Consider the following 14,200-nt stretch of genomic DNA (forward strand, 5'->3'; position numbering starts at 1 on the left):
TGCACCTGTAAATCACATGATTTAATTTCTTAAAATTACTCATGTGACGAAGTTAATAAATTTAAGGCGTAGCCTATTAAACATGACCACCCCCGAAGGAGGTGGTTTTAACGATTATAATAAAAAATATTAGTAATGCAAATCAAGAGTTGAACCCACTTCGGGGTTCTTTTCATACCCAATTCATTACCATGGGTTTTACCCGTGGCTATTATTGTTTAATCCCTTTCGGGATAAAAAAATGTCTGAAGGACATAAATAAAAATAGCCCCGTGCGAAGCTCGGGGTAGGCAATGCGGGGTAAAAACGCAACCCCGGAGTGGGTTGAATTTTTGATAATCAGCGAATGTCAACTTTTGATTCCCATTATTCCTTCATCTTCTTATTCCACTAATATTTTTAATGTGTTCTGCCTTTAGAAATTAAATAGGAATGTTAGAAATGTCACTTCCTTTCTGTTTAGGCAGCTAAAATTTTTGCCTAAAAAACTAAATCCACCGGACTTTAAAGGTAATCCATAAAAACTTTGATTATCAAATATACCGGCAAGAAGGTTTTGGTGTAGCCAACGCAATGTTACTGGATGAATGCAGGGAATATTCAACTGAAGAAAAAAATGCCTACGTGTGAAAATTATGGTTGATAAAAAGTTTCACAGATTCTGTCACTATTCATTCGGTAATTCGCCGATTTCTTTCAGAATCTGTATCACCCGTTCTAAATCTGATTCCAAAACCTGCAATTCAACAACAAACGATGGAATGTGACTCATCACCTGGGTTGTCAGTTCATTCTTTAACCGGCATTCAATTCCCTCCGATTCCAGTCTGCTTTTCAACACAGCAAGCTCCGCTGCATAGTGTGATTCTTTAATGGTTACAAATTTCATTTTTTTATCAGAATGATTCTCAAAGATAAAAAAATAATGAACGCTGCAGCCTGGCAGCTATCGGTTAAAATATACTACGCGCGCAGTTTTTTTCCTACTCTTTCCCTTTTATCTGAATTCTAATTTAGGGTGGACCTTCAACGTACGGTAACCATAAATAGCAATCACTACAAAACTGATTAAAGGAAGAATAAATGAAAAATTGACTGCCGGCAACCAGCCAACTGTACCCTGGTCAATAATTGCTCCCTGCAGGGGTGGCATCAGCGCTCCTCCGACAATAGCCATTACCAGTCCGGCTGCACCAATAGTGGCATCGTCACCCAAACCTTCGAGGGCAATGCCATAGATGGTAGGAAACATCAGTGACATAAAAGCGGAAGTAGCTACCAGCAGATATAAACCGGCCATTCCCTGAATGAGAATAACACCTGTTATGGTAACCATCCCCCCCATGGCAAAAACCATAAGAAGAAGACGCGAATTCAGGTATTTCATAAGCATGGTACTGATAAAGCGGCTCGAAAGGAAAATGACCATTGCCACAATATTGTAGTTTTGGGCTGTAGCTTTGGGTATTCCAAGGTTATCGGCATAATGGATGATAAAAGTCCAGCACATAATTTGAGCCCCCACATAAAAAACCTGGGCAATTACACCTTCACGGTATCTCACGTTTTTGAAAAGTCGCCTGAAAGAATCACCTGCCCGGACGGTATGGTTTGCATCGGCCCGGGTGGGCATTTTAGCAAGCAAAATCACAACAAACATCACAATGACTACAAAACCCAGAATAATATATGGATCACGGATAACCGACAGATCGTGCGTACGGATACCTGCTTTTTCGGCTTCGCTTAAAGCAGTAAAAATCAGGTTTCCATCCGCATCTCTTTTTTCGGATTCCAATGCAGAAAGGATAAAATTAGATGCCACAAACATCCCCATCAGCGATCCCAGGGGATTGAACGACTGGGCCAGGTTAAGCCTGCGGGTAGCAGTTTCAGGCGCCCCCATTGAAAGAATATAAGGATTGGCTGTTGTTTCTAAAAAAGCTAACCCGAATGTTAAAATGTAAAGTGAAACCAGAAAAAACTCAAAAATTTCGTACTGGGCAGCAGGAAAAAACAACAAGGCGCCCACTGCGTACAAAGCCAAACCTACCAGGATTCCTTTTTTATAACTGAATCTTTTTACAAACAGCGCCGCGGGGATAGCCATGGTCGCATACCCGCCATAAAAAGCAAACTGCACAAGGGCCGCTCTCACATTGGAGATTTCCATTACGGTTTGGAAAGCAGCAACCATCGGGTTGGTAATATCGTTGGCAAACCCCCACAAGGCAAACAAACTGGTTATGAGGATAAACGGAACTAATAATTTCTTTGAAACAACAACTTTTTCAGGATCTTTCATTCTTTTAGTATTCATCGGTTTTATTTATTCGCCAAAGATGTGAAATTTACCGGCAACCAGTAACCTGTACTTTCCAGTATCCTCAAATTACAGAAACCGATCCTTTCTTTCTGCCTTTAATTGTTCCACTATCTTTTTTACATCTTCGGCTTTATCACGCCTGCAAACCAGTGTAGCATTTCCATCCCTGACAACAATTACGTCGTCGAGGCCGATAAGCGCCACCAACCCATCATCAGAAAAAACATACGAATTTTCGGAATCGAGAAATGTAGCCTCCCCCACTCCGGTATTTCCTTTTTTATCTTTTTCGCTGAATAAATAAACCGACTCCCAACTGCCCAAATCATTCCACTCAAAGTTGCCTTCCACAAGGAAAATATTTTGAGCATGTTCCATAATTCCATAATCAACGGAGATACTTTCCACTGCCCGGTAAATCGTATCCAGTGTTTGCTCATAGGAAGATTTTCCCAATTCTGCCTGTATCTTTTTCAGATCGTGGTAAAGCGAAGGGGCAAATTTTTTAACGGCATCGAGAAAAACTGAAACCTTAAAAATAAAAAGCCCGCTGTTCCAGAAGAAACCACCCTGCCCGAGGTATGATTTTGCCGTATCTAAATCTGGCTTTTCTACAAACTGTTTTACCTTAAACTGCCTGATTTTTTCCCCTCCGGACATTTCCTTTTCAACCTGAATGTACCCGTAACCGGTGGCAGGATAAGAAGGGGTAATTCCAATGGTAACAATCCCGTTTTGTTCACGGGCGGTTTTAGCGCCGGCCAGCACCGTATCGCGAAAAAGTTCTTCATTTCGTATCAAATGGTCTGAGGGCGAAACCACCATCACACCTTCCGGGTCCTCTTTCTCGGCAAACATGGCAGCCAACCCGATACAGGGCAATGTATTTTTCCCTACCGGCTCATAAATCAGGTTCCTGCGTGGAATTCCAGGGGTCTGTTCCTCCAACACCTTCTTTTGGCTTTGACTCGAAACAATGTAAATATGCTGCCTGTCCATGAAATTTTCAAACCGCCGGACTGTAGATTGCAATAATGATTCGTTTCCAAAAAGATTCAAATACTGCTTCGGTTTAGCCGTCCGGCTGCTCGGCCAAAAGCGGGTACCGGAACCTCCCGCCATAATCAGACAATACATTTTTCCCATTGTTTCATTCTTAAACATGAAAGGCTAAAATACTTTTTATTCCGATTATCGCAAAAATGAAAACGACAATACCCCATGTCAATTCTATATAACTGGCTATTTATCACTAAACTAAATTTCATTTGATTTGTATTTTACAGAATTTTTTTTTTACCTTAGTGGCCCTTTTTGGAGAATGGAACGTGTTTATCATTTAAATGGAACATTATGGAAGTTTTAGCCAAACTAATCCACCAGACAAATATAACATATCTTCCAACGAAATTGCCGGTTCAATATTACGGATTACCGGACGGCAAAGTATACCTGATTTACGCCCGGTTTTATGAAGTCAAATTTGACCGGACATACCTGGAGTATGTATTTGCAGAGCATAAGGAGTTTTCCTACGATTTTGAAAATGAAAAACTTATTCCTCACAAGACTTCCAGAAACAACTCCCCTGTGATTTATAATGAAATGGTGGATAAACCGAATCCGAAAATTAAGATCTTAAAAATTTACAGAAACATTCATTCTTTTGCCGAGGCCCGGACCGAATTGTACCGAAAAGCAAAAGAAATAGACAAAAATCTTCGTTCGCAAAAAGAGAATGAAGCACACGAAATACCTTCTTCAAAAATAAAAAACCTGGGGGCAACGGCTTAATCTCCCCTGTTATACAAATTCTCTTCTATCCGGAACAATATTGAAACGGATGCAAAAAAAACTTCATTCCTAAAACCTGTTAATTAAAGAAGAACAAACGCAAAACCCACATGGGAACCCACCAGTAAAAGAATACATAAAAAGCAACAACAAAAAGTATAACTCCCCAAACCAGACATACCAGGGTTACGTAGAAAGCAATCATAAATATGACCACTGTAACCACAACATAAACAATCATTGTAACAAAAATGATAACTGCTACGACCACTGCCACTAAAATATACTCGACTACTTCCACCAAAGTATCCACATAATCCAAAACATAATTTCCGGCTTTCCTCAGCCAATTGGGAACCCAGGCCGGAACTACAGGAACAAGCTTCCGTACCAATCTCGTCACAGGCCTTTGAACAAAAATGGTCTTATACACCTGTTTGGGGATACTAAGTACCACCTTTTGGTAAAGGTTATACCACTCTTTCCATATCTTCACTGCAGTTTTCCAAACCCATTTAAGGCACCCCCAGAATGAATCCCAGAACACAACAAATGGAGAATGGTGATAGGGAACCAGTTTGGTACAAAAAAATACACGCATAGGCGTATTGGGAAAACTTGCCCATAACGACCAACCGGCAAACAGAATAAAGACCACAGAGGCAAGTAGCACAATGATTGCCGCCGGCCAGGTTGCAGGCAGTGTTGCAATTTCAACAGCAATTGTAAAAATTATGAAAAGTATAATTCCGATATCGAGCAGCCATTTGGGGACAGTAGGGACATCTGACTGTGCAAGCTGCAAAAAGCCCCCGGCAAAAGCAATTCCCAGATAAACTTCCGCCAGAATTAAAGATGACCCTACAATCAACCAGGGAGATGAAAAGACATACTCCCAAAACATTCCCTCCCTTATCAGTTGGGAATAGCGGCCCACCGCATCGGGAACCGCTATCCAGGCCAGCCAGATAGCACCCAGCGCAAATAAATAAATAACCAGTGTGGGGAAAATCCCTTTTCGTACCCGGTTATACTCTTTCGGAATTTCATACTCATGCAGCCAATGAATGTCTTTCGGAATCCGCGACATCAAGTGAATAATCCAGGCTAACACTACCCATGGAAAAACAGAGATGAATGTGTCAGAAAGAAGCCATGAAAATTTCTCAAATAAGATAGGTGTAGTTTCCATTTTTTCCTATTTAGTTTGTATTATATAATTCAAACAATCCTCTGATAATCTGTTTAAAACGCCAGCGAGAATATAAAACACCTGATAACTTTCCGCAGGCAGCAAACAGCGCCACCCCGGCAAAAGAAAAGTAGAATGCAGAAGATGAAAAAAAATCGGACCAGGAACCAAATTCAAAAACAGAAAAACGAAAACTTAAAATAATTACAATTATTCCAAGCAAACTTCCCAGGGCACCTTCGCCGCATCCACATGTACAAGCATGGTAGTTTAACTTCTTTTGCCAATAAAAATTATCTGTTGAGTTTAACAGCGAAAGATTGAGAACAATCTTTGTATTTGCCTTTTTAATCGATCTTCGGAAAGAGTGCAAATTTTTCAAATCATCTGCACGGGTAATGTGAATTATATTTTTAGTTCTCATAAGTTTGAAAAGCTTTTGGGATTCAAAGCGTCAAAAACATCAACCGACCCAACTACCTCGCTCAATATGAAGCCAATACAAGTTACAAAAATATTTCAGACAAACAAGTATTAAAATCAACAAAACCTTTACAAGGAAATAAAATCAAAACAATATTCCCTTTTCATTTTGCATGAAGCTCTAATAATTCCGGCAGAATACCGATGCATATTTCACAGCGAAAAATATCGAATCTACCAGTCGACCACTTTCCTTCTATAATCATCTATACATATACACACCTACATAAAATGACATCTTTTCAGAGCAAATAAACACAAAGCAGACAACATGTCATTAAAAATATTGATTTGACCCAAAACTTCGTCAGTATTTTTGGATTGGAACGGGAATTGACTAATTCCGTTCAGAAAATGAAAATAATAGTTTTACAATTAAATTTTAGGAGGAAAAGTCATGAATTTAGTAAGATTTCACCATCATCCGTATCGCACTGTTAACCAAAACCTGGTAGACGAGTTATTTAACAACTTTTTGAAAAACGATTACGACGAAAATTATCTGAAGGGGTGCAACTGCAAACCCGCAACAAACATTTTTGAAACAGAAAAAGATTTCAAACTGGAATTGTACCTGCCAGGGTTCAAGAAAGAGAATGTTCAGTTGAACTTCCATGAAAACATTTTGACAGTAAAGGCAGAAGCTGCCGAAAAGGAAGAAAACAAAGAAGAATTCAAATATGAACACCGCGAGTTTGGAGTTTACAATTTCGAACGGAAGTTTAAAGTTCCAAAAACAGTAGATGCTGAAAAAATAAATGCCCACTTTGAAAACGGAATTTTAGAACTGGTACTTCCCAAAAAAGAAGAAGCCGTTGAAAAACCGCCGGTAGATATTAAGATTGGGTAATTACATATAGCAAATAAAAGGAGTGAAGGTTTAAAGCCCGGTAAGAATTTACCGGGTTTTTTCGTTTCCGTCACCAAATCTACTCATTAACTAACTTTCAATACAAACGGTGAATAAAATTTCCACGGTCAGAAAATACGCATAACGCATTCCCAATCAGAGCAGGAACGCCGCCCAGGCTTACGTTACCGATGAAAATAAACAATTCTGAACCCCTAAAAATTGAAGTTAAATGTTATTTTTACTTTTTTTAAAAATGGAAGGTATAATTATTCCAAACAATTGTCAACCAATAACTGAAAAAAGAAAATGCTTGAACAACTCAAAGAACAAGTATTTCAGGCTAACATTGACCTTGTAAACCACGGGCTTGTTGTTTTAACACGGGGCACTGCAAGCGGTATTGACCGGGAAAGTGGTCTGGTAGTGATTAAACCAGACGGGATTCCTCATCAAAAAATAAAACCCAAAGACATGGTTGTTCTAAACCTTTACGGACAGGTAGAAGAAGGTAACCTGCAACCATCTGGTGATGCACCAACCCATCTGGTACTTTACCGCCAGTTTAAAAATATTGGAGGAGTGGTTCATACTTATTCGGAATGGGCTACCTGTTGGGCGCAGGCCGGTCGCGGGATTCCACCACTCGGAACAGCGCATACCGAATATTTTTATGGAGAAATTCCCTGTACTCGTAAAATGACCCGCAATGAAATGGAAAGTAACTTTGAACATGAAACCGGGAAAGTCATTGTAGAGCGTTTTAGGGAACTGAACCCCGACCAGATTCCTGGAGTACTGGTAAACAATCACGGTCCCTTCACCTGGGGAGCCGATGTCAACAATGCTGTTCAAAATGCCATAGCATTGGAAAAGGTGGCCCAAATGGCCTTTCGTACCTTGATAATCAACCCGGATGCCGAAATGGGAGCAGCACTATTGAACAAACACTTTTTCAAAAAAAATAAGAATTACGGACAAAAATAAATCTATATAAATGAGTCAAAAATATACTATTGGATTGGACTACGGAACGGATTCTGTTCGTTCCCTTATTGTGAATGTAGAAAACGGAGAGGAAATGGCTGGCGCTGTATACAATTACCGTCATTGGAAAGAGGGACTTTACTGCGATGCCCCGTCCAATCGCTTCCGCCAGCACCCGAAAGACTACCTCGAAGGACTGGAATTTACTATCGTGGAAGCGCTGAAAAAAGTCCCAAAAGAAGTAGCTGAAAATGTGGTCGGGATTTCAGTTGACACTACGGGTTCAACCCCGGTGGCGGTTGATGAAAAAGGAACACCGCTTTCTCTGACACCCGGATTTGAAGAAAATCCAAATGCCATGTTTGTTTTATGGAAAGACCACACGGCTGTAAAGGAAGCCGAAGAGATAAACGAACTGGCCCGGAAATGGGACATCGATTTCACCAAATATGAAGGTGGTATTTACTCTTCGGAATGGTTTTGGGCAAAGGTTTTACATATCATTCGGGAAGATGCAGGGGTTTTTCGCGCTGCCTATTCCTGGGTAGAGCATTGCGACTGGATTCCGGCGTTACTCACCGGCGACACCAATCCCAAAACCTTGAAACGGAGTCGTTGTGCGGCAGGGCACAAAGCCATGTGGCACGAGGCATTTAGCGGTCTCCCGTCCGAAGAATTTCTGATAGCCCTCGATCCGATGCTGGCCGGTCTTCGCGAGCGTCTGTACAAAGAGACGTTCACCTGCGATGTGGCCGCCGGAAAACTTTCTCCTGAATGGGCAGAAAAATTAGGATTATCTTCAAACGTTACAGTAGGCGTTGGAGCTTTCGACGCTCATCTGGGTGCTGTAGGAGCAGAAATCAAACCATACTACGTTTCCAAAGTGATGGGCACATCTACCTGCGATATGCTTATTACCCCGATGGAGGAGGCTGGAGACAAACTGGTAAACGGTATTTGCGGACAGGTAGATGGTTCTATTGTTCCTGGAATGCTGGGACTCGAAGCAGGACAATCGGCCTTTGGGGATATTTATGCCTGGTTCAGGCGCATACTGGAATGGCCTTTAAAAAATATCCTGGCAGACACAAACCTGGTGGACGAGGAGACCCGGCAAAAACTAATCGAAGAAACTTCAGACAAGATAATTGCAAAACTGAGCGAAGATGCCGAAAAGGTTGCACTGGAAGATAGCGGGATTGTGGCCCTTGACTGGATGAACGGACGCCGCACACCCGATGCAAACCAGGCACTAAAGGGAGCTATTACAGGTCTGAACCTGGGATCGGATGCTCCGCGGATTTTCCGGGCGCTGGTAGAAGCCACCGCGTTTGGCTCCAAAGCAATTAACGAGCGTTTTGTGGAAGAAGGAGTTCGCATAGACGGGGTGATTGCCCTGGGCGGGGTAGCCAAAAAATCGCCATTTGTAATGCAGGTGGTAGCCGATGTACTGAATATGCCTATCAAAGTAGCCCGATCCGAACAGGCCTGCGCACTGGGATCAGCCATGATGGCCTCGGTAGCGGCCGGGGTGTACTCCACTACCCTCGAAGCCCAGGAGAAAATGGGCGGCGGCATTGAAAGCGAATACCATCCCATTCCTGAAAATGTAGAGAAATACCAAAAACTTTACGATAAGTATAAAAAACTAGGAAAATTTATTGAGTTCGATTACTGAAAGAATCATTTATTATTAAAATAGTTTCTTACCCCATTTCAGGTTTTGCCGGTTTTTTTCGACTAACCACTGCACCGTAATAGGCAATGATTCCAAACGCAATGGCCGGCACCCAAAATGCGAGCTTAATACTGCCTGACTGGTCAGACACAATTCCCTGGATTTGGGTCAGAACCGCTGCACCGGCAATAGCCATAATCATGCCGGCGCCACCTATTTTTGTGTCGCCACCGAGGCCGGCAATACCCAATCCGTAAATGGTCGGAAACATCAGTGACATGCAGCCGGAAATCCCAACCAACGCATAAATTCCAATCCAGCCTCCCCCGTAAATGGTTACCAGTGTGCATAGAATAGCCAAAAAAGACAGGGTCGTCAACAAGATACGTGGTTTAAAAAACCGCATCAATCCGGTGAAGGTAAACCGGCCTACAACAAAAAGCACCAGGGAAAGAATATAATAAGTGGCCCCTGCCTGCTCCGCCGTTCGCGGTAAAAATGCCTTTATACCCAAAAACTCGGTAAAGTTGTAAAACCCTGCCGACAGTGGTTCAATACTTCTCAGACTGGCAATAATTTCATCCGGTGAAGCATCTTTTCCCAGTTGTGAAACAATGGCATCCAACTGCAACTGTTGCATCGCATATCTTATTATAAAGGACCACACCGCAATTTGCGCCCCCACATAAAAAAACTGCGCTGTAACTCCCCACACATAATTCCGGTTTTTTATCAACCGTCGGAATGTTCCCAAAAAATCCAGCTTTTTATCCTCTTCTTTGGCATAAGGCATCCGGGTCAGCCAAATAGCCAGCAGGATGAGCACCATAACCAGCCCGAGCCCCATATAGGTTGCCGTAACAGCATTTAGTTCTGTTCCCTGAATTTTTATCAGTTCCGCAGCAGGCAGGGCCGCCCTTTCTTCGGCACACATTGTATTCAGTTGCGACAAAACAAAAATCTGACTCAGAACAACCCCTGTAATGGCCCCAAAAGGATTGAATGACTGGGCAAAATTGAGGCGTTGTGTTCCGGTTTGCTCAGGCCCGATTGCATACACATACGAGTTGGCAGAGGTTTCAAGAATAGACAGGCCGGCAAAAAGGATTACCAAAGCCAGAAGAAACATTAAAAAACTGATGTTTACATTTACCCCGGCCATCAGCATCGCCGGATAAAACATAAACGCTCCCAGCGCGTACATACCCAGTCCCAGCATAACCCCCGACTTGTACGTATATTTTTTGATAAAAAGCGCAGCCGGTATGGCAAAACCACCGTAACCAAACAGGTAGCAGGCCAGTTGTATCCAGGCCGTTTTGGAATCGGTCAGGCTCATAATCCGCTTAAAAGCAGCCAGCATTGTATCTGTCAGGTTATTGGGGATAGCCCACGCAAAAAAGAGGGAAGTAAGCAGAATAAAAGGCCATACGATCCCTTTGGGAATAATTTGTTGCTTCTCCATATTACAGTATCAGTTACCGAAATTTTGTTGCAATCTCATTCAGGTTGAGGCCAAACAGATCTTTCACCAATTTGGCGAGTTCGGCTTCGCTTCCCTGCACATGAACCACTCTTTGGGAATGGGTAAGCGATTCGCCAGGTTTAAGATCGGCCCCCGGAGATGACGTTTCGATTTCATAAAATGGCCCCATAATGGAACCATCTTCCACCGGCCCGTCGTTGTATGCATTAATGGCATCCCCGGCAAAAGGATTGTCCTGGTCGCCCCACTTGGAGTTCACATAATCTTTTTTCCCGGAAGGCAGCGATCCCCAAAGCAGTGTAAGCATCTTACTGGCTGAATCGTAGCTTCCGCAAAGATCTTTGGCCCTTTCCGGTGGAATGCCAATCTTGCTTCGGTATTTCCCATCGATTTTAAAATAGGCTACTCCCCCTTCAACTCTCAACCTGTCGGAAGGTACTTTCCCAAAATAATCGTCGTTTACAACGGCTCCGTCACCCGCCTCAAGGTAAGGAAGGAAAACGGTGGTTGTTGGCGACGGGCTGAACATGCATAGCATCCAGATTGACAGCAGTCCACCTTCCTTTGTCCAGGCCCGGTCACTTAAATTGGTTATCATATTATCAGACTGGTAAGCAACCACATCGAAAACATCTGCAGGAAACCGAACATTAAAAAGATCTCCCAGCGTGTCTTTTGGTAAAAGCCTTACCCTGCGTTCAATTCCAAGTTTAAACTCAGCCCCTGAAGCATTTTTCAGCGTGGTATTTTTAGCGAAGGTTACACTCCCTTCACCCTGTTCTTTTATATCAAACCTTTCCGTATCAATTACGGCCGGCACATTCCAATTTTCGTAAACCTGTTCTTTCCCCTCTTCAAAATAGATGGAAAAAGGACCGCCTTCAGGCCCCATCCAGAAACGTTCCTCGCCGCCAACCGGATTAAACTGCTCACTTACCTTCCCCGACTCAATGAGCTCGTGGTTAATCCAGCCAAAACTCATTCCTTCGTTTCCATTGGCCGTAGAAGTCATCACTCTTCCCTGGTAACCCGGGGCAATTAATACACAGGCTTTTGAAACTTCATCTTTTAACTCAACTGTTTCAACCTTGTTCTTTTTCAAAAAGGCAACATCAAAACCATAAGTCCCTTTTTCAAATTCGTTTCTTCCTTCTTTCACTTTATTTGCATTTTTATTCCCTCCGGAAACACAGGCAACCAAAACGATAAATGTAGTGGCAAAGGCTACGGCTATGTTTCCGGAAATGGTTGTTCTCATTCTATTCAGGCCTTTAATTTTCATCGAAATAAATCCTTTTATAAATCTAATTCACCTCCAACGCTTCCCATTCCGGCAATTTAGGAAATTTCGCATGAGGTTCGGCCTGGTACCAGTAGGCGACCGAAGAGATGTCCGATTTCTGGGGCAGATATCTTCCTCCGTGCCTCCAGCCAAGATCCTGCATGGTAACCCTCAAATCTTTTCCAAAACGGACAGGATCCATGATATGCCAGCGATAAAGGCCAAAACGTTGTTGCGATTTATAAGTTCCATCAGGCCTGATAACCTGGTGAAATCCAGCATACGGAGTGCTGTACTCTTTATATTGACTATCCCTTATAAAACCATAAGATCCACAGAAATAATCTTCAGTACCGGTGCCGCATATAGTCGGGAATTTCCCATCGCCGTCAATAAAAAATTTGATCTCTCCTTCTCCCCACCAACCATTGTTGGTTACTCCCCAGGCCATGTAAAGCCCTACAAAATGTCCTTTCCCCTTTATATTGTCAACAACTGTATAGTCTGAAGTCTCATTGGAATTGGCCCTTCTGAATTGAGCATGAAAGTAGGCAGCATCATCCGGAACATCTGACAGCGTATAATCTATCTGATAGTAGAGGCGCATATCATCTTTATCATTAATATTCTCCATGGTAATTTTGCATTTCTTCCGAAAAGGCATGGGCCAGTAACAATTAAAGGCGCTTCCCGGATTAACACAAACAGCCAGTGAATTTAGGGGAGCGTACTCACCCCATCCCATGCCGAAAAAATCGCCCACAGGCACTTCTACCGAGGGCGTTTCTTCATCATCCCAGTAGATACGGATAATAGAAAAGCGCCAGTTCCCGGTCGGGGTCATCCATATGTGCTGAATTGCTCCCGGCCCTTCAATTTCGGCCAGGGTGAATGTTTCCCCGGACTGAATCCGGATAAACGGATTTACTTTCCAACCTTGCCCCAGATCACGGGCAGCATGGGAAGCATTTGCCGTATTTCGGGGAGCATCCGAATCAGGAACAGCCATGCCGCCTTTTCCTTTCTCTCCCGTAAAATTCTCAGGACTGATGGAGCGGGTTTTAGCATCAGACATCCGGTACAAGTTGCCCATGTTCATATCAAGACCATTAAAACCCGACTGAGAATATCCTGCGTACATTGTTAAAGAAATCGATAAAAGTAAAATAATCCTTTTCATAATATCTGATTTTAAACAGTTAGTATTTCGTCAAAAAACCGATCCTCTTAAAGTCATCTATCATTGATATTTTGGAAACCATTCCCAGTTAAAAACGGTTGATCCAAAATCATTTCTTCACGACCTATCTCCTTCGCACGCCTCCTTCCGGAAGGGCAATCGTCTGTCATTTTTCCCAAAAGAGATGAAATGAAATGTGAGATACATACATCATTTTATGTATTACATGGCCAACTTACACAACTGACCTTCTCACTTCTTCCACACAAATATATGCTTAAACAATAAAATATTAATGCTTTAAAACAGTGGAATATCTTACAGAAGTATGAAAAATTAGAAAAATGGGCTTTCGTATAAATTTTTCAAATCTGGTGAGTCTGAAAAATAATGTATCCGTAAACAGCAAAACGGACGAGACGAAACAGGGCATAACGCAGAAACCGGAAAGACGGGTAGCCTGCGGAACCCACCAGTAGACAAACCGCCGACCAGGGCAGCGGTGTGAGAGCAGCCACAATAATCAGAAAAATACCGTATTTTTTCAACTGGGGCCATAACTGTTTCAGAAATTTAATCCTTATATAGCGGAACGTAACCCGCTTATACAAAAACCGGCCGATAAGAAAAGTTACGTAGCCAAGTCCGTAAGAAGCAACAGCAAAAAAACTGAGATTCAAAAAGTAGTGGGTAATATTGGCTTTATTAACGGCCCAAATCATAAAAAGCTCGGGAGGGATAATTCCAAAGAAAAACTCAGAACAAATGTAAATAAGATAAATAATCTCAGGACGAGTATAAAATTGTGCGACCCATTCATCGGGAGCATTTGAAATAACAACTTTATTAAAAAAGAAATAAGCAATCAGCAATATAGCCATCCAGGCTAATCCCCGCAACCCGTTTTTTAAAAGAAATCTCATTCTCGAACTGAGTCTCATG

13 protein-coding genes are annotated in these 14,200 nt (G+C 42.4%); 4 read left to right on the forward strand and 9 right to left on the reverse strand.

Translation table 11 applies throughout. From position 1 onward, the window contains the following. Nucleotides 1–667: 667 nt before the first annotated feature. The 3 genes from D1164_RS21420 to D1164_RS21430 all read right to left on the reverse strand — a co-directional run bounded on the left by D1164_RS21420 (nucleotide 668) and on the right by D1164_RS21430 (nucleotide 3,463). Nucleotides 668–889 carry a putative signal transducing protein gene (locus tag D1164_RS21420; protein WP_119351958.1) on the reverse strand — a complete coding sequence of 74 codons (222 nt, stop codon included), beginning with the start codon at nucleotides 887–889 and terminating at the stop codon, nucleotides 668–670. A gap of 108 nt (nucleotides 890–997) precedes the next feature. Continuing rightward, on the reverse strand, nucleotides 998–2,320 hold the full coding sequence (fucP, locus tag D1164_RS21425) for an L-fucose:H+ symporter permease (RefSeq protein WP_241558310.1): 1,323 nt from the start codon (nucleotides 2,318–2,320) through the stop codon (nucleotides 998–1,000). Nucleotides 2,321–2,392: 72 nt separating this feature from the next. Next, nucleotides 2,393–3,463 carry a mannose-1-phosphate guanylyltransferase gene (locus tag D1164_RS21430; protein ID WP_172594579.1) on the reverse strand — a complete coding sequence of 357 codons (1,071 nt, stop codon included), beginning with the start codon at nucleotides 3,461–3,463 and terminating at the stop codon, nucleotides 2,393–2,395. 216 nt (nucleotides 3,464–3,679) lie between these two features. Between D1164_RS21430 and D1164_RS21435 the strand changes: the two genes are divergently transcribed. Then, a complete protein-coding gene (locus tag D1164_RS21435; RefSeq protein ID WP_119351961.1) occupies nucleotides 3,680–4,120 on the forward strand; it encodes a hypothetical protein in 441 nt (146 codons plus the stop codon). A gap of 79 nt (nucleotides 4,121–4,199) precedes the next feature. On the opposite strand, the gene D1164_RS21440 is transcribed toward D1164_RS21435, so the two are convergent. Next, nucleotides 4,200–5,312, reverse strand: coding sequence for a hypothetical protein (locus D1164_RS21440; protein ID WP_147372259.1), 1,113 nt, complete (start codon nucleotides 5,310–5,312; stop codon nucleotides 4,200–4,202). Between the two features lie 10 nt (nucleotides 5,313–5,322). Further along, a complete protein-coding gene (locus D1164_RS21445) occupies nucleotides 5,323–5,736 on the reverse strand; it encodes a hypothetical protein (protein WP_119351963.1) in 414 nt (137 codons plus the stop codon). A gap of 456 nt (nucleotides 5,737–6,192) precedes the next feature. Here D1164_RS21445 and D1164_RS21450 point away from each other — a divergent pair, with 456 nt between their 5' ends. The 3 genes from D1164_RS21450 to D1164_RS21460 all read left to right on the forward strand — a co-directional run bounded on the left by D1164_RS21450 (nucleotide 6,193) and on the right by D1164_RS21460 (nucleotide 9,310). Beyond that, nucleotides 6,193–6,645, forward strand: a complete 453-nt coding sequence (locus D1164_RS21450) for an Hsp20/alpha crystallin family protein (RefSeq protein ID WP_119351964.1) — start codon at nucleotides 6,193–6,195, stop codon at nucleotides 6,643–6,645. A 309-nt stretch (nucleotides 6,646–6,954) separates the two neighbouring features. Continuing rightward, the gene (araD, locus tag D1164_RS21455) at nucleotides 6,955–7,632 is read left to right on the forward strand and encodes an L-ribulose-5-phosphate 4-epimerase AraD (protein ID WP_119351965.1); all 678 of its coding nucleotides are present in this window, start codon (nucleotides 6,955–6,957) and stop codon (nucleotides 7,630–7,632) included. A 10-nt stretch (nucleotides 7,633–7,642) separates the two neighbouring features. Continuing rightward, nucleotides 7,643–9,310: a ribulokinase gene (locus D1164_RS21460; protein WP_119351966.1), complete on the forward strand. Its 1,668-nt coding sequence runs from the start codon at nucleotides 7,643–7,645 to the stop codon at nucleotides 9,308–9,310. A 28-nt stretch (nucleotides 9,311–9,338) separates the two neighbouring features. Here the strand turns inward: D1164_RS21460 and fucP (D1164_RS21465) are convergent, their stop codons facing one another. The 4 genes from fucP (D1164_RS21465) to D1164_RS21480 all read right to left on the reverse strand — a co-directional run bounded on the left by fucP (D1164_RS21465) (nucleotide 9,339) and on the right by D1164_RS21480 (nucleotide 14,199). After that, nucleotides 9,339–10,775 carry an L-fucose:H+ symporter permease gene (fucP, locus tag D1164_RS21465; protein WP_119351967.1) on the reverse strand — a complete coding sequence of 479 codons (1,437 nt, stop codon included), beginning with the start codon at nucleotides 10,773–10,775 and terminating at the stop codon, nucleotides 9,339–9,341. Between the two features lie 13 nt (nucleotides 10,776–10,788). After that, nucleotides 10,789–12,078 (reverse strand): DUF6786 family protein, encoded by a 1,290-nt coding sequence (locus D1164_RS21470; protein ID WP_206611090.1) that lies wholly within the window; start codon nucleotides 12,076–12,078, stop codon nucleotides 10,789–10,791. Between the two features lie 22 nt (nucleotides 12,079–12,100). Continuing rightward, nucleotides 12,101–13,258, reverse strand: a complete 1,158-nt coding sequence (locus tag D1164_RS21475; RefSeq protein WP_119351968.1) for a glycoside hydrolase family 172 protein — start codon at nucleotides 13,256–13,258, stop codon at nucleotides 12,101–12,103. A gap of 365 nt (nucleotides 13,259–13,623) precedes the next feature. Further along, complete coding sequence (locus tag D1164_RS21480) at nucleotides 13,624–14,199, reverse strand: hypothetical protein (RefSeq protein ID WP_119351969.1); 576 nt, start codon at nucleotides 14,197–14,199, stop codon at nucleotides 13,624–13,626. Nucleotide 14,200: the final 1 nt, after the last annotated feature.

The organism is Mariniphaga sediminis, from assembly GCF_003573545.1.
GTDB classification, from domain to species: domain Bacteria; phylum Bacteroidota; class Bacteroidia; order Bacteroidales; family Prolixibacteraceae; genus Mariniphaga; species Mariniphaga sediminis.

What these genes read in the sequence shown, in the direction of transcription:
- D1164_RS21420 (WP_119351958.1), bottom strand. Translation starts at nt 889, where the DNA reads ATGAAATTTGTAACCATTAAAGAATCACACTATGCAGCGGAGCTTGCT.
- fucP (WP_241558310.1), bottom strand. Translation starts at nt 2,320, where the DNA reads ATGAATACTAAAAGAATGAAAGATCCTGAAAAAGTTGTTGTTTCAAAG.
- D1164_RS21430 (WP_172594579.1), bottom strand. Translation starts at nt 3,463, where the DNA reads ATGTATTGTCTGATTATGGCGGGAGGTTCCGGTACCCGCTTTTGGCCG.
- D1164_RS21435 (WP_119351961.1), top strand. Translation starts at nt 3,680, where the DNA reads ATGGAAGTTTTAGCCAAACTAATCCACCAGACAAATATAACATATCTT.
- D1164_RS21440 (WP_147372259.1), bottom strand. Translation starts at nt 5,312, where the DNA reads ATGGAAACTACACCTATCTTATTTGAGAAATTTTCATGGCTTCTTTCT.
- D1164_RS21445 (WP_119351963.1), bottom strand. Translation starts at nt 5,736, where the DNA reads ATGAGAACTAAAAATATAATTCACATTACCCGTGCAGATGATTTGAAA.
- D1164_RS21450 (WP_119351964.1), top strand. Translation starts at nt 6,193, where the DNA reads ATGAATTTAGTAAGATTTCACCATCATCCGTATCGCACTGTTAACCAA.
- araD (WP_119351965.1), top strand. Translation starts at nt 6,955, where the DNA reads ATGCTTGAACAACTCAAAGAACAAGTATTTCAGGCTAACATTGACCTT.
- D1164_RS21460 (WP_119351966.1), top strand. Translation starts at nt 7,643, where the DNA reads ATGAGTCAAAAATATACTATTGGATTGGACTACGGAACGGATTCTGTT.
- fucP (WP_119351967.1), bottom strand. Translation starts at nt 10,775, where the DNA reads ATGGAGAAGCAACAAATTATTCCCAAAGGGATCGTATGGCCTTTTATT.
- D1164_RS21470 (WP_206611090.1), bottom strand. Translation starts at nt 12,078, where the DNA reads ATGAAAATTAAAGGCCTGAATAGAATGAGAACAACCATTTCCGGAAAC.
- D1164_RS21475 (WP_119351968.1), bottom strand. Translation starts at nt 13,258, where the DNA reads ATGAAAAGGATTATTTTACTTTTATCGATTTCTTTAACAATGTACGCA.
- D1164_RS21480 (WP_119351969.1), bottom strand. Translation starts at nt 14,199, where the DNA reads ATGAGACTCAGTTCGAGAATGAGATTTCTTTTAAAAAACGGGTTGCGG.